The organism is Leucobacter chromiireducens subsp. solipictus, from assembly GCF_016758195.1.
Taxonomy (GTDB): domain Bacteria; phylum Actinomycetota; class Actinomycetes; order Actinomycetales; family Microbacteriaceae; genus Leucobacter; species Leucobacter solipictus.
In genome coordinates this window covers 91,148-111,790 of sequence record NZ_QYAC01000005.1, presented here as the reverse complement: position 1 = coordinate 111,790, position 20,643 = coordinate 91,148, and the positions used below count along the sequence as shown (strand labels likewise).

At 66.4% G+C, this 20,643-nt stretch carries 16 protein-coding genes and 2 tRNA genes; 6 read left to right on the top strand and 12 right to left on the bottom strand.

The genetic code is table 11. The features are described from left to right. Position 1: 1 nt before the first annotated feature. The 6 genes from panC to D3230_RS10270 all read right to left on the bottom strand — a co-directional run bounded on the left by panC (position 2) and on the right by D3230_RS10270 (position 4,434). Entirely contained in the window at positions 2 to 874 is an 873-nt protein-coding gene (panC, locus tag D3230_RS10295; RefSeq protein WP_202344952.1) for a pantoate--beta-alanine ligase, read from the bottom strand. After that, a complete protein-coding gene (locus D3230_RS10290) occupies positions 871 to 1,620 on the bottom strand; it encodes a DUF2520 domain-containing protein (RefSeq protein ID WP_202345159.1) in 750 nt (249 codons plus the stop codon). The genes panC and D3230_RS10290 overlap by 4 nt, the downstream gene beginning before the upstream one ends. An 8-nt stretch (positions 1,621 to 1,628) precedes the next feature. Further along, complete coding sequence (locus D3230_RS10285; RefSeq protein WP_202345158.1) at positions 1,629 to 2,792, bottom strand: UDP-N-acetylmuramate dehydrogenase; 1,164 nt, start codon at positions 2,790 to 2,792, stop codon at positions 1,629 to 1,631. Between the two features lie 65 nt (positions 2,793 to 2,857). Further along, a complete protein-coding gene (locus D3230_RS10280; RefSeq protein ID WP_202344951.1) occupies positions 2,858 to 3,286 on the bottom strand; it encodes a MaoC/PaaZ C-terminal domain-containing protein in 429 nt (142 codons plus the stop codon). Next, positions 3,283 to 3,747, bottom strand: a complete 465-nt coding sequence (locus D3230_RS10275) for an FAS1-like dehydratase domain-containing protein (RefSeq protein ID WP_202344950.1) — start codon at positions 3,745 to 3,747, stop codon at positions 3,283 to 3,285. The genes D3230_RS10280 and D3230_RS10275 overlap by 4 nt, the downstream gene beginning before the upstream one ends. Before the next feature lie 57 nt (positions 3,748 to 3,804). Beyond that, positions 3,805 to 4,434 carry a DUF937 domain-containing protein gene (locus tag D3230_RS10270; RefSeq protein WP_202344949.1) on the bottom strand — a complete coding sequence of 210 codons (630 nt, stop codon included), beginning with the start codon at positions 4,432 to 4,434 and terminating at the stop codon, positions 3,805 to 3,807. 235 nt (positions 4,435 to 4,669) lie between these two features. Between D3230_RS10270 and D3230_RS10265 the strand changes: the two genes are divergently transcribed. Continuing rightward, the gene (locus tag D3230_RS10265) at positions 4,670 to 6,436 is read left to right on the top strand and encodes an acetyl/propionyl/methylcrotonyl-CoA carboxylase subunit alpha (protein ID WP_202344948.1); all 1,767 of its coding nucleotides are present in this window, start codon (positions 4,670 to 4,672) and stop codon (positions 6,434 to 6,436) included. A 4-nt stretch (positions 6,437 to 6,440) separates the two neighbouring features. Here the strand turns inward: D3230_RS10265 and D3230_RS10260 are convergent, their stop codons facing one another. Continuing rightward, the gene (locus D3230_RS10260) at positions 6,441 to 7,706 is read right to left on the bottom strand and encodes a GNAT family N-acetyltransferase (RefSeq protein WP_202344947.1); all 1,266 of its coding nucleotides are present in this window, start codon (positions 7,704 to 7,706) and stop codon (positions 6,441 to 6,443) included. A 141-nt stretch (positions 7,707 to 7,847) separates the two neighbouring features. Between D3230_RS10260 and D3230_RS10255 the strand changes: the two genes are divergently transcribed. Next, on the top strand, positions 7,848 to 9,215 hold the full coding sequence (locus D3230_RS10255; RefSeq protein ID WP_202344946.1) for an MFS transporter: 1,368 nt from the start codon (positions 7,848 to 7,850) through the stop codon (positions 9,213 to 9,215). A 111-nt stretch (positions 9,216 to 9,326) separates the two neighbouring features. Further along, positions 9,327 to 10,313: an LLM class flavin-dependent oxidoreductase gene (locus D3230_RS10250; protein WP_202344945.1), complete on the top strand. Its 987-nt coding sequence runs from the start codon at positions 9,327 to 9,329 to the stop codon at positions 10,311 to 10,313. Between the two features lie 27 nt (positions 10,314 to 10,340). Here the strand turns inward: D3230_RS10250 and D3230_RS10245 are convergent, their stop codons facing one another. Then, positions 10,341 to 13,019, bottom strand: a complete 2,679-nt coding sequence (locus tag D3230_RS10245) for a MucBP domain-containing protein (RefSeq protein WP_202344944.1) — start codon at positions 13,017 to 13,019, stop codon at positions 10,341 to 10,343. A gap of 56 nt (positions 13,020 to 13,075) precedes the next feature. Next, a complete protein-coding gene (locus tag D3230_RS10240; protein ID WP_202344943.1) occupies positions 13,076 to 13,249 on the bottom strand; it encodes a hypothetical protein in 174 nt (57 codons plus the stop codon). A 215-nt stretch (positions 13,250 to 13,464) separates the two neighbouring features. Between D3230_RS10240 and D3230_RS10235 the strand changes: the two genes are divergently transcribed. Beyond that, on the top strand, positions 13,465 to 13,740 hold the full coding sequence (locus D3230_RS10235; RefSeq protein WP_202344942.1) for a hypothetical protein: 276 nt from the start codon (positions 13,465 to 13,467) through the stop codon (positions 13,738 to 13,740). Between the two features lie 565 nt (positions 13,741 to 14,305). Here the strand turns inward: D3230_RS10235 and D3230_RS10230 are convergent. From D3230_RS10230 to D3230_RS10220, 3 genes are all read right to left on the bottom strand, one after another. Next, positions 14,306 to 16,867 carry a helix-turn-helix transcriptional regulator gene (locus D3230_RS10230; RefSeq protein ID WP_202344941.1) on the bottom strand — a complete coding sequence of 854 codons (2,562 nt, stop codon included), beginning with the start codon at positions 16,865 to 16,867 and terminating at the stop codon, positions 14,306 to 14,308. 359 nt (positions 16,868 to 17,226) lie between these two features. Further along, positions 17,227 to 17,300: transfer RNA gene (locus D3230_RS10225), tRNA-Met, on the bottom strand. A gap of 35 nt (positions 17,301 to 17,335) precedes the next feature. Continuing rightward, a tRNA-Leu gene (locus tag D3230_RS10220) sits at positions 17,336 to 17,404 on the bottom strand. 408 nt (positions 17,405 to 17,812) lie between these two features. Between D3230_RS10220 and D3230_RS10215 the strand changes: the two genes are divergently transcribed. Continuing rightward, positions 17,813 to 18,811: an FRG domain-containing protein gene (locus tag D3230_RS10215; protein WP_202344940.1), complete on the top strand. Its 999-nt coding sequence runs from the start codon at positions 17,813 to 17,815 to the stop codon at positions 18,809 to 18,811. A gap of 373 nt (positions 18,812 to 19,184) precedes the next feature. Then, positions 19,185 to 20,630 carry a hypothetical protein gene (locus D3230_RS10210; protein WP_202344939.1) on the top strand — a complete coding sequence of 482 codons (1,446 nt, stop codon included), beginning with the start codon at positions 19,185 to 19,187 and terminating at the stop codon, positions 20,628 to 20,630. Positions 20,631 to 20,643 lie beyond the last annotated feature (13 nt).

Genomic DNA, 20,643 nt, shown 5'->3' with positions numbered 1-20,643 from the left:
GTCACTCCTTTGTGGGAACGGGGGTCGGGGTCAACACCACATTATCGATCAGCCGGACCTCGCCGACGCGCGCGGCGATCGCGCACAGCACGGGCCCGGTCACCGACTCGACCGGTGCCAGCGACTCGGGGACGACAAACGCGAGATACTCCGGAGCGACGTCTGCGGCGGCGAGAATCTCGCTCGCCGCCTCCCGCAGCGGGGCCACCTCGTGCACCCCCTCCGCGACGAGCGCGGCCGCGGCCTCCAGAGCGCGCGGGATCGCGAGCGCGCGAGATCGTTCCGCTGTGCTCAGCCGCACGTTCCGGCTCGACAGCGCGAGTCCGTCCTGGTCGCGGGCGGTAGGACACGCGGCGATACGCGTCGGAATCCCCAGGTCAGCGACCATACGCCGCACGACGAGCAGCTGCTGCGCGTCCTTCTGCCCGAGGTAGGCCGTGCCGGGGAGGACGGCCAGCAGCAGCTTGGTCACGATCGTGGCCATGCCGTCGAAGTGTCCCTGACCGCGGCCCGCGCCCTCGAGGGTCTCGGTCAGCGGTCCCGCGACGCGCACGGTGGTCGCGTAGCCGGCGGGATACAGTTCTGCCGCGTCGGGCGCAAAGAGGAGGTCGACTCCGGCGGCGGCGGCGAGCTCGGCATCGGCCTCCTCGGTGCGCGGATAGGCGTCGAGGTCGCTCGAATCCGTGAACTGCGTCGGGTTCACGAAGATGGACAGCACCACGACGTCGTTTTCGGCACGGGCCGCCCGCAGCAGGGAGAGGTGCCCCTCGTGGAGCGCCCCCATGGTCGGCACAAAACCGACCCGGGTGGCACCCGCGGCGCGGGCCTCTGCGCGCGCCGCGTGCAGCTCGGGAATGGTGCGGATGATCCTCATGGTGAGTCCTCTGTGGGGGTATCGGCTGGGACGCGGCGAGCGGCGAGCGCACGGCCGGCGTCGGTGAGGGCGTCGAACAGGGCGAGCTCCGCGGGAAGCCGCTCCGCGACGGCCGCGCGCTGGCGTGCGACGGTCGCCTCGTCGCCCCGGACGAGGGGCCCGGTGAGCGCTGCCTCCCCGCCCATCGCAGCCCAGTTGTCGAGGGCGACCCGGGCCAGGGGCACGAGGGCCGCGCGGGGAACGCCCGCGGTGGCGGCCAGTCGTTCGGCGATGTCCTCCAACGTCACGAGCGCGTTCGCGGCGAGACTCGCGGCGGCGTGGTAGGCGGCGCGGTCGGCGTCGGCGACCGCGAAGGGGACGAGCCCGAGCCGGGTCGCGAGCTCCTCGGCCGCGCCCCGCGCCCGCGCCGTGGAACCCGCCACGGCCGCGTGCGCCCCGGTGAATTCGGTGCCTACCCCGGTCACGCTCAGGAGCGGGTGCAGGCTGAATGCCTCGTGCGGGGCGAGCGCGTCCACACCGGTCATCCCGGAGAGGTGTCCGACCAGCGGCCCCGGCAGGATCGCGGCCGCGGCCGCCGGGATCGCGGCGTCCGGCACGGCGAGCAGCACCAGATCCACGGGGGATCCGGTGGGGTCCCGTCCGTCCGCGCCGCGGCCGGCGAGCGCCAGCACGTCCGCTCCCGCCGCGCGCAGCGCGGCGTCGAGTGCCGTGCCCATGCGGCCCGCGCCGACGATCTGGATCCGCATCACGCGCGCTAGAGCTCGAGTCCGTACAGATTGGGCTCGGGAACGAGAATCACCCCGAATTCCTGCTGCACGCGCTGCACGATGAGGCGGGCTAGTTCGGCAACCTGCGCCGCGGTCGCGCCGCCGCGGTTGGTGATCGCGAGGGTGTGCTTTGAGGACACCGCGGCACCAGATCCGGGAAGCCGGAAGCCCTTGCTGACGCCCGCGTGATCGATCAGCCAGGCCGCGGACAGCTTCACCATGCGTTCCGGCGCGGGGCGCGGGGCCACAATTTCTGCCCCGGCGGCCACGTCCGCGAGCGAGATCACCGTGTCCGGCTGGTCCACGGCCCCCATCGGGAAGCGCGGCGCGTCCTCGGGCAGGCTATTCGCGAACCGCTCCGTCACGATCGGGTTCGTGAAGAAGGAACCGCAGCTCCAGGTGTCGTGATCGGCGGGGTCCAGGACCATGCCCTTGGCGGCCCGCAGCCGCAGCACCGCGTCGCGCATCACCTGGATCGGGATCTCAGTTCCCGGGTCGACGCCGAGCGCGGTGGCCAGTTGACCGTAGCGGACGGGCGCGACCGGTGCGGCGACGTCGGCGTCCGCGTCGGCGTCCGCGTCGGAGGGTGCCCCGTGGCGCCCGCGCTGCGGGGACGACCCGCCGGCGGTGGCGAGCACGAGGTCGATCGAGAGGACCACGCCCTCCCGCCCCTGCTTGATCACCGAGTCCCGGTAGCCGAGTTCAAGTTCGGCGGCGGAGAGCCGTCGCGGTTCCTCGGCATACGCGTCGAGAAACTCGATGGAGTGCAGCACATCGGAAAGCTCTTGCCCGTAGGCGCCGATGTTTTGGACCGGCGCGGCCCCCACTCGGCCGGGGATCCCGGACAGGGCTTCGATCCCCGCCCAGCCCCGCGATACCGCGGTGGCGACGAGGCCGTCCCAGTCCTCGCCGGCGGCGACGCGGATGCGCACGTGACCGGGAGCCACTTCCGGATCATCGATCCGCTCGATGCCGGAGCTGCGTACGAGCAGCACAGGTCCCGGATAGCCGTCGTCGTGCACGACGGTGTTGGAGCCGCCCCCGAGGAGCAGCCACGGCTCGCCGTCACGCCAGAGTTCCGTGGCGCGGGCGATCAGCTCGTCCCGCGTTTCCGCGGTCAGGATCCGGTGCGCCGGGCCCCCCACGCGCATGGTGGTGAGCTGCGACAGCGGCGTGTGGTCCGTGACCGGACCCTCCCCGCGCGTGCCGGCCTGGGTCACGCGAACTCCGCCAGCAGCTGCGCCTTGCCGAGTACGGTGGCCCCGTCGAAGACGACCTTCAGGTCGAGCCGGACGGTGCGGGCCTCGGCGTCGATCGCACCGACCACGGCGGTGACGGAGACGGTGGCACCTTCTGCGGCGTCCACGGGGACGGGCCGGGTGAAGCGGGACTGGAAGTCGCGCACCCAGCCGGCTGCGCCCAGCCAGTCGCTCCCGACCGCGCCCGCGGCCCCCATGGTGAGCATGCCGTGCGCGAGTACCCCGGGAAGCCCGACGGACTGCGCAACGTCGTCGCGGTAGTGGATCGGGTTGAAGTCGCCGGAGGCTCCGGCGTACCGCACCAGGCGATCGCGGGTGAGCGTCAGTTCTCGCTCGGCGACGGTGTCGCCCACGGCGAGTTCGGCGAATACGGGTGCGGTGGTCATGCGACGTCCCCCTGGTCCTGCTCCGGCGCGCGCACCACGAGCGTCGAGATCGCGGTGACGACGTGTTCCCCGGCGGCGTCGGTCATGCTGCTCGAGGCGGTCACCATCGAGTGCCCACCGAGCTGCTTCACCGCCGCGATGGTCAGTGTTGCGGTCAGCTCGTCACCGGCCACGATCGGGCGCGTATAGCTGAAACGCTGGTCGCCGTGGACCACGCGCGTGAAGTCGACCCCGGCCTCGGGGTCGGCCAGCAGCTGAGCGAGCGTTGCTTCCTGCACCACGACCGCGAAGGTGGGCGGTGCAACCACGTCGGCGTACCCGGCGCTGCGCGCGGCCTCGGGGTCGGAATGGAGCGCAGACTCGCTGAGCACGGCGCGAGCGAACTCGCGGATCTTTTCACGGCCCACCAGATAGGGGGCGGTCGGCGGGTAGACCCGGCCTTGGATTTCAGGATTCACCACCCCGCCAGTGTACAGAGTCACTGTGCGACCCGGCGGGGTGGGATCCGGAGTGGGGACTTACTTCTTGCCGCCAAGCAGGCCGCCAAGCAGATCGCCGAGCCCGCCGCCAGCGGACTGCTGCTGGCCGCCGCCGCCGAGGAGGCCACCGAGCAGATCGCCCAGGCCGCCACCCGCGGAGGCCTGCTGGGTCTGCTGGCCGCCACCGACGAGCCCGCCCAGCAGGTTGCCGAGGACGCCACCGAGGCCACCCTGGTCGTTCGAGGCCGCGACGGTGCCCTGCCCGCCACCCATCTTCCCCGCGAGGAACTGCATGACGAGCGGTGCCAGCATCGGCAGCAGCTGCGGCACCAGCGTCGCGATGGCGTTGTTGCCAGCCTGCTCGCCGAGCGCCTGCGCCACCTGCTCCTGCTTGTCACCGAGGACATGCTTGACGATCTTCTCGCCGTCAGCGGTGTCGATATTCTCGAGCGAGACGGCACCGTCTGCGGGCTGGTGCTTCTGCAGGGCGCTCTCGAGCTTCGACGCACCGTCGGCGTCGCTCGCGTTCACGGCCATGCCGCCGATCAGCCCGGGCAGCGCCTGCTGCACGGCCGCACCGATCGTGTTCTCATCGACGCCAAACTTTGCGGCGAGCTCGCCCAAGGGAATGTTCTGCAGCAGGGAATCAAGATCGGTGTTCTGTGCCATGGTGTGCTCCATCTGTGCGTACGGGAGGGGGTGGGAACCGGCCCGCGGCCGCCCAGTCTCAGCGTACTCGCTGCGTCAGCTGTGCGAAATAGCCGCACGCGCACCCGCGAAGCCTGTGGCACCGCACGGGTCACGCCCGGGCAGACCGCCACCTGTTCGTTTCCGCAACGGATCTCAGAAAGGTTTGTTGTGTATATCCAAGGATGGGTGGGCCCCCTCCAATAGGCTGGAACGCATGTCGCGCATTCGTAAAGTCCTCATCGCCAACCGTGGTGAGATCGCCGTCCGCATTATCCGTGCCGCCGCTGACAGCGGCATCGCCTCCGTCGCCGTCTTCGCCGACCAGGATCGCGACGCCCTGCACGCCCAGCTGGCCGACGAGGCGTACGCGCTGAACGGCACGACCAGCGCCGAGACCTACCTGGTCATCGACAAGATCCTCGGAGTCGCACGGCGCTCCGGCGCGTACGCGGTGCACCCCGGCTACGGCTTCCTCGCGGAGAACGCCGACTTCGCTCGCGCCGTCATCGCGGCGGGCCTGACCTGGATCGGCCCGAGCCCGGAGGCCATCGAGCGCCTCGGCGACAAGGTTTCCGCGCGGCACGTCGCCGAGAAGGTGGGGGCACCGCTCGCGGCGGGCACCAGCGATCCGGTGGCGAACGCCGATGAGGTCGTCGCCTTCGCCGATGAGGTGGGGCTGCCGATCGCGATCAAGGCCGCGTTTGGCGGCGGGGGCCGTGGCCTCAAGGTCGCGTACGAGCGGGATGAGATCGCGGAGCTGTTCGAGTCCGCCACCCGTGAGGCCGTGGCAGCGTTCGGCCGCGGCGAGTGCTTCGTGGAGAAGTACCTCGAGAAGCCCCGTCACGTCGAGACCCAGTGCCTCGCCGACAGCCACGGCAACGTCGTGGTCGTGTCGACGCGCGACTGCTCCCTGCAGCGCCGCCACCAGAAGCTCGTCGAGGAGGCCCCCGCGCCGTTCCTCACCGACGCGCAAAACGCGCAGCTCGTGTCGTCGTCGAAGGCCATCCTCAAGGAGGTCGGGTACGTCGGCGCCGGCACCTGCGAGTTCCTCGTCGCGAAGGACGGCACGGTCTCCTTCCTCGAGGTCAACACCCGCCTGCAGGTCGAGCATCCCGTGACCGAAGAGGTCACCGGGATCGATCTCGTTCGCGAGCAGTTCCGGATCGCCGAGGGCGGCACCATCGACTACGCCGACCCGGTCCCCCACGGCCACTCCTTCGAGTTCCGGCTGAACGGCGAGGATCCGGGCAATGGCTTCCTCCCCGCCCCGGGCCCGGTCACCCTGTTCAAGGCGGCCTCGGGACCCGGCGTGCGCGTCGACACGGGCGTGACCTCCGGCGACGTCGTCTCCGGCGCGTTCGACTCGATGCTCGGCAAGCTGATCGTCACCGGCGCCACCCGCGAGGAAGCGCTGCAGCGCGCCCGCCGCGCCCTCGATGAGTTCGAGGTCCAGGGGCTGCCGACCGTCCTGCCGTTCCACCGGAAGATCGTCCGCGATCCCGCGTTCACCGCGGAAGACGGCAACTTCGGCATCTACACGCTGTGGATCGAGACCGAGTTCGACAACGACATTGAGCCGTGGGAGGGCGAGGTCCCGGCCCTCGGCCAGGACCCGAAGCGCCGCGCGGTGGTCGTTGAGGTCGAGGGACGCCGTGTCGAGGTCTCCATGCCGGCCACGCTCCTCCCCCTCGTGGATCAGGACGTGACCCGTGGCCCTGCCCCGCGCCGCGCGAAGGGTGCCGGCGTTTCCGCCGCCGCCGGGAACGGGATCACCGCGCCCATGCAGGCAACCGTCCTGAAGCTCGCCACCGCTGAGGGCGAGACGGTCGCCGAGGGTGATCTGGTCGTGGTGCTTGAGGCGATGAAGATGGAGCAGTCGATTTACGCGCACCGCGCCGGCGTCGTCGCGGGCATCGACGCACCCGTGGGGCAGACGGTGCCGAGCGGGCACCTGCTGCTGTCCATCGTCGACGCGGAGTAACCCGCTAGAACACCCAGCTCGCTCCCGCGGCGACCGGCCACGACCAGGCCGTCGCCGCGTGAGCGATCACTGCCGCGTCGCCCTGCACCAGCCCCGCCTGCGCAAGCGCCGAGAGGGACGTCGAGCCCAGGTGTGCGGCACCGAGTTCCCGGATATCGAGCCGCAGATCCGGCGCGGCATCGCTGCGCGTCACTTCCGCGTACCCGAAGCTGTCGGCCACCACGCGCCACCGTCCGGCGTTCGCGGGGAGCAACGCGTCGGTCACCTCGAGCACTACGTCGATCGGGGCCGCGAAGCGCCGATCCGCGAGCGCGCGCGGCAGGTCGAGGATGCGCACCCACTGCAGGTCGGCGGCGACCGGCAGCGCGGCGCGGGTGTTCTCGAGCAACGTCAGAATCGGGTCATCGGTGGTCAGCAGCCCCGTCTCGACCCGCGCCATCAGGTCGAGATCGAGGAGCACGCTCCAGAGCCGGTGCGCGGCGGCCGCGGTGTGGGCGACCACGTCGCGGAGCTGCACGGTCCCCTCCGCAACGTGCCGGTTCCAGTCCGGCTTGCGCCGGAACCGGGCGTACCCGAGCGCCGTCCCGCCTGCGTCGCGGACCACGAGCAGCCGCAGTGATTCAAGCCCGTGCCGCAGCGCGGGAGGGTCTTGGTCGGCAGTAGCGCGCAGCTCCGGGGTCTCCCAGGTGACCCAGCCGGGCCGCCCGACCCCCTCGGGGAGCGTTGCGTAGTCGGCGTGGAGCCGCGCGATCTCGGAGCCGTGGCGCGCCGCGTCCCACTCGCTCAACTCAACGTCCAGCTCGTCGGCGCCGGGAACGGGCCGCAGCTTCGCACCGCGCGGGATCGTGAGCGACACCTGGGGCGCAGCCATTCCGTATCCGAAGCGGCCGTAAATGGCGGCCTCGGACGCGTTGAGCCCCGAGATCGCTTCGCCCCGAGCGAGCGCGTCTGCGAAGTGATGGGTGATGAGGTGACGCAGGATCCCGCGCCGGCGGAAGCCTGGGTGCACGCCCACCCAGGTGAGCCACGCTCCCGCCACCCGCGCGCCCGGTACCGGGAACTGAGTCAGGGTGTAGGCCCCGTACATGGCCGCGAGCTCATCCCCGCCCGTTTCGACGCCCCACGTGCGGCCCCACGGGATCGGGCTGTGCAGTTCCAGGAGGTCGCTCAGCGGCACCTCCGACGGGAAAGCCCAGGTGTCGAAGCGCAGCACCTCTTCGAGGCGAGCGGGCGAATCCAAGAGCGTGAGGGCTGTGCCGTGGGGAAGCATGCCCCCAGTATTGCGGAGAATCTCCACAGATCGATACGCATTCCCCCCAGAAGTCGGGTGGGATTCGACCGGACACGGGCAGCAGCGTAAAATATCTGTCAGACATCGAAGTTTTCAATAGTTGGACAAGGGCGTCAAATAATGACACATATCACACCCGCCGTAGCGAGCACGCCACAGGAGCGCCGCAAGGTCGTCGCGGCCTCCATCATCGGCACCACCATCGAGTGGTACGACTTCTTCATCTACGCGTTCGCCGCGAATCTTGTCCTCGCGAAGCTCTTCTTCGAGCCCGCGGGGCCGGGCATGATGCAGATCCTTTCGCTCGTCACGATCGGCCTCTCCTTCCTCTTCCGCCCCCTGGGCGCGTTCCTCGCGGGGCACTTCGGCGACAAGCTCGGCCGGCAGCCCATGCTGGTCATTACGCTGCTCCTAATGGGGGTCGCCACCGTCGGCATCGGGATCCTGCCGACCTACCAGTCGATCGGGATCATCGCCCCCGTCCTGCTGATCGCCTTGCGCATCCTGCAGGGCTTGTCGGCCGGCGGCGAGTGGGGCGGCGCGGTGCTCATGTCCGTCGAGCACGCCCCCGAGGGCAAGCGTGGCCTGTTCGGAATCTTCCCGCAGCTGGGCGTGCCCTTCGGCATGCTGCTCGCGTCCGCGATGCTCGCGCTCATGCGGATCATCGCGCCCGGCGACGCCTTCGAAGAGTGGGGCTGGCGGGTGCCGTTCCTGTTCTCCGTGGTGCTCATCATCGTGGGTTTCGTGATCCGGCGCACCGTCAACGAGTCCCCCGTGTTCAGCGAGATCGCCGAGGCGAAGCAGCAGGAATCGGCCCCCATCGTGCAGATCTTCAAGCAGCACCTCCCGCTCGTGATCCTGAGCGCGCTGCTGTTTGCCGGGAACAACGCCGTCGGTTACATGCTGACCGGCGGCTACGTGCAGGGGCTCGCCTCGCGCCCTGAGGCAGACGGCGGCCTCGGCTACGATCCGGTACAGGTGCAGCTCGCAGTGCTGACGGCCGCCATCGTGTGGGCGATCTTCACCTACGCCTCCGGCCCGCTCTCCGACCGCTACGGCCGCAAGTCGATCATGGCGATCGGCTGGGTCGCGCAGGCCGCGGCAGTCATCCCGCTGTTCCAGTTCGTCTTCAACGGCGGCGTCCTCGGGGTGCTGCTCGGCACGAGTCTGCTCGCGATCGGCCTCGGCCTGACCTACGGGCCCGCGGCCGTCTGGTTTGCGGAGAGCTTCCCCGCGTCCGTGCGGTACTCCGGGATTTCGATCAGCTACGCGCTCGGCGGCATCATCGGCGGCGCGTTCGCCCCGACCATCGCGCAGGTGCTGCTGCAGTCCTTCGGCAGCACGTGGGCCATCGTCGTGTACCTGCTGCTGATGACGAGCCTCGGTATGCTCGCCACGATCCTGCTGCGGGATCGCAGCAACATCCCGCTCGACCTGGAGTTCGAGCGCAGCGGCCAGTGGCAGAGCTGGACCCCGGCGGGCAAGTAGAGCACGTCCGCGTTCCACGGCGGTCGCTTCCCCAGCGGGGGCGACCGCCGTTCGCGTCTCCCCGCACAGGAGATCACGGAATACGCGCCGCGGCGGTGCGTTGTACCCCATATGACTGCGCTGCCGCCCCTCTCTGTCCTGGACCTTGCGACCGTGGAGGCCGACGGCACCATCGCCGACGCGCTGGCGCACTCCGTGGCGCTCGCCCAGACCGCGGAGACGCACGGCTACAGCCGGATCTGGTACGCCGAACACCACAACATGCCGTCGATCGCGTCGAGCGCCACGGCGGTGCTGATCGCCCACATCGCGTCCCAGACCCGCACCATCGGCCTGGGCGCGGGTGGCGTGATGCTCCCGAACCACGCGCCGCTGCTCATTGCCGAGCAGTTCGGCACGCTTGCCGAGCTGCACCCCGGGCGCATCCACCTGGGGCTGGGGCGCGCTCCCGGCACCGACGGGGCCACGTTCCGCGCGCTGCGGCGCACCCACGAGGCGGCGGAACGCTTCCCCTCCGACGTGCTCGAGCTGCAGCAGTTCCTCTCGGAGGATCTCTCCCGCACCGCGGTCAACGCGTACCCGGGACGCGGCACCCGCGTCCCGCTCACGATCCTCGGCTCGTCCCTGTTCGGGGCGCAACTCGCCGCGCAGCTCGGCCTGCCGTACTCTTTCGCCTCGCACTTTGCCCCGGAGCTGCTCACCACCGCGGTGCAGCACTACCGCGCGAACTATGTGCCGAGCACCGCCCACCCGACCCCGTACGTGAGCGCGGGCGTCAATGTGATCGCCGCGGAGTCCGATGCGGCCGCGGAGCAACTCTTCGCCCGGGCTGAGCTGGATCGCGTCCGCCGGTTCCTCTCCCGCGGTCGCGAGCAGGAACTCACCGCTGACGAGGCGGCACCGCTGCTCGATACGCCCGCGGGACTGGAGATTCGGAAGATGCTCACCCACACGGCAATCGGCGGCCCCGAACGCGTGCGCACCGAACTCGCCGCATTCGCGAAGTTCGCCGATGTGGACGAACTCGTCACGGTGCACGCCGCGCCGACCCGGGAAGAGCAGCTCGCGTCCGTGCGGTTCACAGTGTCGGCCGCCTGAGGTCACCGCGGCCGACACCGGTTCCCGTTACTCCGTCGGGTCACCTTCTCCGAGCCGACGCCGCCCCAGGAGGAAGACGCCTGCCGCGACGACCATGGCGACGCCCGTTGCGGCGGCGAGCGGCCATCCCAGGTTCAGGCCTGTGGTCGCGAGGGGCCCGGTGACGGTCGCGGGGGGCGTCTTCCCCTCCGGCGGGTCCACGACCGGGGGCGGAGTCACCGCACCGTCCTGTTGATAGACGTAGGTCACCGCGATCGGGGTCTGCGCGTAGGTTCCTGTCGCTTTGCCGTCGACGCGCGCGAACGAGTAGCCCGAGAAGCTCAGCCGTTTGGTCTGATACTTCTCTCCGATCTTGCCCGTCTGGGTAATGGGGCTCCGCAACGCTTTCCCGGCATCGTCGACGTAGGCGGTGACCACCGTTCCGGTTCCGGTGGGTGGCGGAATATCTTGCGCACGATAGTGGTAGCGCACGATCACCGCTTCGTCGCCGTACGTACCATTGGGCACGCCCTCGATCCGCAGCAAGTCGTATCCCTCGAACACCACCTGCTCGGTCGTGTAGGGATCTCCCACCTTTCCGGTGAGCACGATCGGGTCGCGAAGCGGCGCACCGTCAGCGTCCACATACTCGACGGTCACCGTGCCGTCCTTCACGGGCGGCGTCTCGGTGTCCCACTGTGCGAATACGCGCAGATTGCCCGGGGGGATCGCGATCGTCCCGGCGGGGAAGGCCGTGCCGGATCCATCCGCCGCGGTGTTCCAGCCGGCGAACACCTTCCCCTCGGGTGCGGTGGTGGGTGCCGGCTCCGTGCTGATTTCGCTGCCCACCGGCCCGACCGCCCACACGAGCGCCGTCTCATCGCGGAGCACGATCCGAGCACCGTCAAATGGCCGCTCCACGAGAGCCTCCCAGTCGCCGCCGTTCGGGTCGTATCGGATGAACGCCTGCTGCAGCGCACCCGCATCGGCCGGCTCGTCCACCGGGAAGCCACGCTGGTCCTGGGACACTCCCGCGGCAGCGGCGGGGTCACCAGCGGCCCCGTCCGCCAATCCGACGAGGAACGGGGCGTCCTCGGGCAGGAACCGGATGGTGCCCGGTGTCTGCGCGGTGCCGGTCCGCGCGTCGCCCGCGATCACCGTGCTCCCGTTGGCCGCCGGGCTCGCCGCGTCGTCGCCCAGGACGGCGAGGCGGCTCACCGCGTCGTAGTCAATGGCGGTGCCGTTGTCGACGCCCACGTTCTTCCGCTCATCCACCTCGACAAGCGGCACAAAGTCGGTCTCGTCCCCGTCGGCGGGGTGCTGCGTCCGCACCGGGTACTGCAGTTCCGCGTCATCGCTCGTGAGGTCCGGGGCGTCAGGAGACTCGTCCACGGCGATCGTCGGGTCCGCCAGCGCCTCCGGAGTCTCGATCCCGCCTCGCGCCGAGACCTGCCGGTAGAGGCTTGAAGGTGCAGAGACGCCGTCGTTCGTGACGACGTCGTTCCCCACGAACAGGTTGTGGGACAGCGTCAACGGCTGCGCGGTCAGGTGTGCGGTATCGCCGGTCGTGGACACCGCACCGCCGCGCTGATGCCCAAAGAACGAGGTGCCCTTGTGGGCCAGATTATTCACGAAGGTGTTGTGCTCCAGCGTGAGCGGTGTGCCGAACGCCTCGATCGCACCGCCACCGCTCGTATCGTCGAAGGACACCTGTTTGCCCTCAGCTCGGTTCGCGTAGAACGTGCTGTTCTGGATGACGGCGGAGGAACCATTCCCCGACTGAATCAGCAGGGCACCGCCCTCGTCCGCCGCGACGTTTTCGCTGAAGGTGCTGCCGGTGATCCGCGTCTTTCCTGTCTGCGCCCCCGCGATCGGGCGTTCATTGACCGCGATCGCGCCGCCGTCATTCACGGTGGTGTTGTTCGCCGCAAGCGGGACCCGGTTTCCCGTGAACACGCTGTCGCGAACCGTGAGCGCACCGTCCATCTGGTGGAACGCAATCGCGCCGCCGCGGGTCAGCGAAACGTTCCCCGTAAACACCGAATTCTCCACGGTCAAGGTACTCTTGCCCATTGCCCGAAGGGCGCCGCCCGAGTATCCCGGCTGCGTTCCCCAGTTCTTGTGCATGGTGGTTCGCGTGAACGTCGCGTCGATCCCCACGGGGAGCTCCACCGCGGCCCCTGCGGCCGCCCGGTTCCCCAGGAAACTCGCGTCGGAGACCTCGAGGCGCTTCACGCCTCCGAGGGCGAGCCCCGCCGAACTGTCGATCCCCGCGAACGTCGCCTCCATCACCACAACCTTGGCAAAGTTCTGCAGGCCCAGGCCGCCGCCCGGGACGCCGCCCGCTTGTCCCGCGGGGTCGGGATCGTTGAAGCCGACGAAGTCGATCCCGGTCACCGTCATCGTCTGGCTGCCGTTCCCCACGAGGTCGAGGTGGCGCCCCGTGGTGCCGTCAGCCTTGGTCACGGTCGTCCCCGCACCCGCAAGCGTGAGATCCACCCCATCGGGCACGGTGATGGTCGGGGGTGCCCCGACCGGCGCGAAACCGTTCGCCAGCTCGATCGTCGCGGCCCCCGCTGGTAACGCCTCAACCGCGGTCTTCAGCTCCGCGACATTGGCGACGCTGGTGCCGGCGGCGAGCGCCGGCGAGGCCGGACTCAGCACCGCCGCGAACATCGCCGCGCTCAGTCCGACGGCACCCCACACACCAGTTCGGCGTTTCCCCATTGTTTCCCCCTCGTGCCTGTGCACAGGACTCCCCCGAGCCCCTGATGTACTTTCGACTACCGCTCTGGGAGCGTGTCGTCTGCGTCGTCGGTCACGCGCGGCGGCCCGTCCGGATGAGCCGCACCACCCTCGCCGACCCAGTCGTCGATCTCCGCGGCGTCCTCGGGTGTAAAGACCCGGCGCTCGCGTCGCCCAAACAGTGACTTCACCGAATCAGTGAACCGCCCCATACTCACGTCTCCTTTATGACCCTGTGTACTCGGGAACGCACCACTCGTGTTCGGCGATGAACATCGTGGCTCTGAGAATCACGCTTCTTGTCAGTAACTCTCGTGGGAATTCGGGGATCCGTCAAGTGTTGTCCCCCGCTACTTGACAGCGCGGGCCGTCCCAACTTGACTGTGGTGAGCGTCTGGAGCGGCGATGACCTCAGCGAGGAGGGCGTGTGAACGAGGATCCGCGAGCGCGACTGGGCACGGTCGCCGCCGCACTGATCCACGCCTACCGTCGGTTGTGCACGCACGCGGCCGAGTCCGCTCCGCTCTCCGAGTGTGCCGGGTGCGAACTGATCGGCGAGGTCATCGACATGATCCGGTGTTCGGCGGACTCCGAATTCGAGGCCTCGGCGCTGTGCAGTCATTTCGTGCGTGAGCTCCGCGCGGTTCAAGCCTCGTCGCACACTGCGCCGAGCGGTGCCCCCTGGGCAGGGCTGCACGGGTGACCGCTCGACACTCGTCGAGAATCCTGCACACATGCAAGGGTCTCCCGGAACCCAATCGTGTTTCTCAGGAGACCCGGCCTCACCCGAGTGCAGATCGCGCCTGGGGATGTGTTGGGGATCACGACGCGGCATCGCTGCGAGGCCCTGCACTCTGAAAAGTACGTCTGAACTCGCATTTCGTCAAGGGGAATCGCGAGCTTTCGAAGATACGAGTACGCTGTCGCCGCGGGCCACCGTACCCGACCCGTGCGGGAACGGCGGAAGAATGACGCTGTGGTCGACCGAGGGGATGGGGGATGGGGGTATCGGTCGACCACAGCGAAGTGCTAGCTTCATCAACTCCGTCGTTGCGAAGATTCCACCAGCGTTGAGAGATTCGCAGAGACATGACCATTGCCGTGCCCCTCCCTTTCCGCTCCGCGACTCGGGAACCGAGTCTGTGTGGTGCGTTGCGAACCTCTCAACATTGAGACTAGGCCCGATTTTCGCGGCTCCGCGGAAACTGAGTAGCCAGCATGCTGAGTCGAGTGCGCCGCGGAGCGGTTCTGAGTATCGTTCACCGAAACTAGGCGCGATCCGTCACGGGTTCTCCCACCCATCCGCGCACCGCATCAATGACTTCCTGTCGCGACGATACGCGGAGCTTTCGCATGAGCCGGTGCACGTGGTTCTCGACGGTCCGAATGCTCAGCACGAGTTCTTCCTGGATCTGTCGATTCGTGAGGCCGGTCGCGATCAGTCGTGCGACCTCCTCCTCTCGCCGCGTGAGCCTCGCCTCGGTGGCAACGATCTGGAGGAGGTCAATGCCGTTACTCTCAAGTGCGCTGCTGAACGCATCTCGCTCCGCGGAAATATCGGCCGCAAGCTGGTGATCATTTCTCACTTCCTGCAGCCGCCCGAGATCGCGGTAGGCCTGCATTGCGTGGCCCACCTGGCCGGTTGCCGCAAGGCGCTGAATCACATCCCGCACCCCGGCGGCGTCCCCACGCGCACGCGCACGGAAGTACTCAAGGATCGCGCGGAGCGGTTCGCTGTCGATGTCTTGCAGCCACTCAGCGAGCTCACGGGCATGCGCCTCATCGTAGGAATACTCCAACGCCCGGATGGCGCTGTACGCGGCGGCGAGCGCGCCGCCGCGCCGACGCAACTCCAGGGCGTCGTTCCAGCACAGCTCGGCCGCGACCGCGGCATCGCCTCGGATCGCCGCAAGTTTTGCGTCTACCAGAGCCCGACTCGTTCCGGGCAGCGTTCCTGACGAGAGCGGAACCGCTCCCAGATCCTGCACGAGCGCATGAATCTCTTCCGCGGAGCCGCTTGCACTCATCACGCCGCAGACGCGCACTCCCAAATCGGCGTTCTGCGGGAACGTGGGGACGCTGCCCAGCGCGGCGAAGAGTTCGTTCACCCGCGGCACTCCGAGGCTCTGTCCACGCGCCACGATGAGTAGCAGCAACACATAGGTATAGGCCCGCATCATGGCCCCGTCGAGCTCATCCTTTGCGTCGTCAAATCCCCGTGTCGCGGCATCGGTCGCGGCGTCGACTCTCCCCGCCCCCAGATCCACCAGGGCCTCGTAGAGCCGCACACGATGACCGACCCGACCGGAGCTCCACTGCCGAAGCTCTGCGAGCCCGGCACTCGCTGCCGCCAGGTGTCCTCGCGCGTAGCGCACCGCGCTCAGCTCGGTCCGGAGTTCGTGTCGCACCAGCAACGGCAAGGTATCCGAGTCGGCGAGCTGGGTTTCCGCGTCCGCGGGAATGACGTCCAGGTCCGCAGCGAGCCGCACCCGGGCGGCGACGACCAGGCCGCGATACGCGCCGAGCTCTCGGCCCCGCTCCCCGGACGTATCCAGCAGCGAAAGCGCTCGACGCACTTCGCCGTTCTGGTACCCCTGTACGCGCGCCTCCCAGATCCGGAGCGTTGCGCGCTGTTCCTGGCTGAGGCTGTACTGCGATACCCGCGCGACAACGTCGAGCACCTCCGGTGCCGGGGCGCTCGTCGCGACAAGCTCTTCGATCAGCCGCAGGCCAGCGCCGGCGCTCGCCTGCTCAGTCCAGGCACGGCGCGCGTTTCGCAGCGCGGCCGCCCGGCTCTCGGCCACACGACGCATCATGAGTGGGTCGATGCGACCGATCCGAAGTCCCGTTTCCCCGGCAACGACAGGTTTCACGGGCTTCGACGTGACCGCCTCGACCTGAGTCCGGACACGGCTCAGCCTCATTGCGGACCCGCCGCGCCGGAGCATTTCACCGAGGATCGGCGGATTCACCGTCACCCAATGTCGCGTCCCCGAGACCTCTACGGCGACCAATCGCTGGCGCTCCAGGCGCTCTTCCCCGACGAGAGCGACCGCGTCGGTGGCCGCCACCACGCCCGCCACCGAGAGCGCTTCGAGCGCTTCTCGGTCCTCGGTGGGTGCCGCCTGCGCATACCGCCGCACCATCGGGAGGAGGCGGGGGCTCCACAGATCCCGGGCGGCCGTCCACACGCCGTCGACGAGCTTGAGGTTCCCCTCAATCGTGCCGATCTCCGTAATCGCGATCGCAAGTTTGACGAGCCCCGCGGATTTCGCGTACACCCGACTCAGCGAGCCCGCGTCGAGCGGCGCACCGCTCACCCCGTGGAGCACGGCGCCCAGTTCTTCGAGCGTGAGCGTTGGCAGGGGCACCGTGACCGCTCGTGGGGCGCGCTCGGGAGCGGAATCCTCACTCTCGCAGAGCAGGACGATCTGCAACTGAGCGGAGGCCCGGTAGAGCGCAATCGCAGCCTGGAGCAACGGGGTCAACGCCTGCGGGCCATCGACAATCAGGATCAGGGAGCGATTGCCAAACGCCCGCTCCATGTGCGCCGCGAGCTCGAGCGGGGAGCTCACCGACGCGTTCGGGACGGTCCGCCCCTGATCGGCAAGAGCCGCCAGCAGCGTGCTCGGGACGGGACGCTCCTCCCCGACGTCGGGGAGCAATACGGCAGAGTGGCCGTGCTCTTTGATCTCCGCGAGGAACTCACGCAGAAACCGCGATCCGCCGTTGCCCCGCGGAGACAGCAGTTCGATGTCGTATCCGGCGAGCAAGTATCGGCGCAGGATCTGCACCAAGTGTGGACGCGGCTGATAAGCGATCTTGCGCAACTGGACCTCCAGGTTCGGTCCCCCGAGCCCCGTGGATGCCGCGTCCGAGCGAACCCAGGGCAGCGCCCACCAGTGTATCGGTGCCCAGCTGAGTGTGGGGAGGACAGTCCCCCGCGGCGAAAGGCCTTCCTGCACTCAGTGATTTCCCGGCGTCTCCCCGGCGACCCACCCGACTCGAATGCAGCGAACTCAACCCCTCGGTGGTTCAGGCGCTCAGCGCCCGGCTCGCCCGGCTCAGCCGCTTCACCGACTCGCCCACGTCGCAGGACAAGCTGCGTGTCGGAGCGTCGACCGGAGCCGATGCGCGAGCGGGACGACAAAACCCCCGGCCGAAACCGGGGGTTTGTCGTGACCCTCTGTAGCTGAGGCGGGGCTCGATCCCGCGACCTCACGATTATGAGTCGTGCGCTCTAACCAGCTGAGCTACTCAGCCAAACTGGCCCGCACGAGTGCGAGCCAGAGAGTCAGAGCCCCGAGCCAGGATTGAACTGGCGACCCCTTCCTTACCATGGAAGCAATACCATCTCCGATCTGGGCTTTTACGCAACAGGTGTTTGCACATTTTGCACCCCCTTTGGGCGACTCCATCACACTCACCTTGTACCAAAACTTAAATCACGATTTTCAGGGAGTGCGCTGTGTGCACACCGTGTGCAACGGTGCAGGAACCGAACTAGATAGTCCCGATTGGCGCGAATAGGCGCACTGAATCAGGGCAGGGGGAAGGACACGAGCTCTCGCGTCACTTGTGCGGCGCGAGCCCCAGCACCAAAGTCCGGAAGCCGGCTACCTCTCAAATGCCGAAGATTTGTCCGCTGTTGCAACACTTTGACTCGGAGCCCAAGATAACGCGTAGGTGACCCAACCAAATCGATAGCCACTTCTTATCGTCCGCTATTTGACTGGGCAGGGATCCCCGATCCATAATTCGGTGACAGATAGTAGGTGAACCAATTGAGACGCATCACACTGCAACAGCTCAATAAGATGCGGCAAGAAAGCTGGCGGGCATTCAGCATCAATGAGGAAATGGGGCTGAATAGCGCTGCTGCTCTCTGGTCTTTTCTCGAGTCCGACTTTGTTGAACTCGGAGCCTGGGACTTTCAATACCAAGCACAAGGCGACCTGAAGGGCGACAAGCAGAAGCTGTTCTTCCGAGGGCAGTCAGATATCTTCTACGGGCTTACGAGCTCACTTTATCGCGAGATGCGGGGTGCGTCGCTAAGGGGAGCCGTTACTGAGGCAAGACTTCAAATGATGGAGCGAAAGCTCATAGCGGAAGCCAGACGGCAAGGCTTAGGCCTAGGTATGACAGATGGCCAGCTACTCATGGTGATGCAACACCATGGATCTCCGACTCGCCTATTGGACGTTTCACTCGGCCCTTTAGAAGCACTGTACTTTGCAGTTGAAACTAATCACGACCGTGACGGAGTACTCTTCCTACTTCATACCCGCGTTGCCAAAGCCAAGGAGGGTAAGCTCCACGACAGCGACAACTTGCCCTGGCTGATGGCAGGAAGAGACGACCAGCCTGGGAATAAGTGGATCCGAAAAGTAGTCCCAGTGAAGCATCTGTCCCTCGATTCCCGAATGCACGCGCAACGGGGAGCCTTTATTTGCGGCGGCCTAGATACATTCCTGAACGAAGCACTGCACGATGAAGGATTCCACAGCAGAGGCAGAGGGGAGCAATTCGCGGTTCCCCTCGAAGAAGATCTGAGCAATTTCTGGATCGATTGGCAACTGCAAAAAAACCAAGCCCGTCGCGGCAGAGACCAGCCGGTCGGCTGGGTAGTGACAATACCTGCGAGCTGGAAGCGAGAACTCCTGGGGCACCTATCCGAAGCGGATATCCGCAAGGACACCCTTTACCCTCCGGTAACGGAGATTGCGAGACTCTCAAAATACTTGATCAGTAGCTCTTTGCGAGAAGACGGCTAGAAGCAGCGCTTCTTGGGGTGAGGGCAACCTTGCCCTGGTCGGGCGGTGTGAAATGTGGAGGGATTGTGGCATAAACTCCAGAGACTCGTTACGAATGCCTTATGCGACCCCAAAGGCATTCAGCTACGCACCATCAGATCACTCACATCTTCCCTCTTACCCACCTGCCGTTTGAATGTCCATCAACCCCCAGGCAATTTACTCAAAACTCCGAGTGCGCGGCTAGCTAAGGGACGCCGCCCCTAAATCGGACAGCAAGTCAAGTCTGCTCCACTCGGCGTTGAAATGGCTCTACCCCAGAGAGAACGAGAAGCTCCCTAGCCCACAGATATGCTGGCAGAAACGTTTGTCATAGCTGCCACTTGGAGAGACAATGAGAGTTTCAGAGTTCTACGGGCTCGCAGTTTCACAGCCTTCGCTCGATTTCCTTGATGTAGACACCATCTTGGATACTCCCGTATTCGTTGACCCAAGCGCACTTAGGGGAATGAAGTCCGAGTGGGCTCAAGAATGCGTAAGTCTGCTACAGGACTTTTACGACGAGGTTCTGGCATCCATCCGTTCAGGCGATCGAAACAGAGGTATCTACCTACTTTCAATGCTGGGCGAGTCCAACGAAGCTCATCTTGGGTTGTCGCGTGCGGCTTCCAGCGGAAGTGGAGTGGCAGCTGGTCTAGCGGCTGACATCTACGACGCACTCAGCAGTAGCGGGGCGGTAACAAGCGGACTCCTCAACGACATCGAAGAAACAGCCCTGTTTGTACCGGGCATTGGCCATGATCGCATCTCAGACATGACGATCAACATCATCCGGAGCCAACTCATCAAGTTCACCCAAAGGATGTGCTTGGAGCATGGAATCCCTCTGGAGCCAGGGCTTGATTCTGGACCGCAGTGGAATCGGCACACACACAGGTGGGAGGCAGAACACGTTTCCCTTCCAATGCCGAACAGCAAGCTCCTACTAATCCCGAAGGGAATAGTCCGCAAAACTTCCATATTCGACGCAGGGGATTATCTGACCCACTACGTGCTGCCGTACCTTCAAGAGAAGGAACTCAGAAAGACTCACTCACCTTTAGTCAAACAGCGCTCTAAACGCAGGGGCTTTGCGCGGTACGTGACCAAGAAGTCTTTACGGGAGCAGAATAGAAAACCCACTAAACCATGGAATGAAGAAGTCACCGAGGAACGGCCAAAACTACTTAGCCAGTACAGGGGGGACAAGGCCGGACTCACTGAGCCACCGGGCCACGACGACATCGCCGCGATAACAGGCACACCGCCCCCTGATTGGAGTTCGCTCCTCGAGGCAGTTTTGATTATTCCGCCCGGCACGAAACATGCGGATGATTATCACCGAGCTATTCAAAACCTTCTGACAGCGCTCCTTTACCCTGCTTTGGATATGCCAATCCGGGAATTCCAAATTCATGAAGGGCGCAAGCGCGTCGACCTCGTATACACAAACGTTGCAGAAACGGGTTTCTTTCACTGGATCACAACCAAGGGCAACGTGGAGGCACCAAATGTGTTTGTCGAATGCAAAAACTACAGTAACAACTTGGCGAATCCAGAATTTGATCAACTGTCAGGAAGGTTTTCGCCGCGCAAAGGGCGACTTGGGCTGCTTTGCTACCGCGGGTTTGGAGACAATAGGTCAAGAGTTATTGCGCGGTGCAAGGACACTGCTCTCGACAACCGCGGCATCATTATTGCCTTAGACGACGACGATCTAAAGCTCCTTGTTCAGGCTCGGATTGACGGGCACATGACCCTCTTCGAACATCTAAAACAGAGATACATGGAAATAATCTAGGAGCTGATGAGGT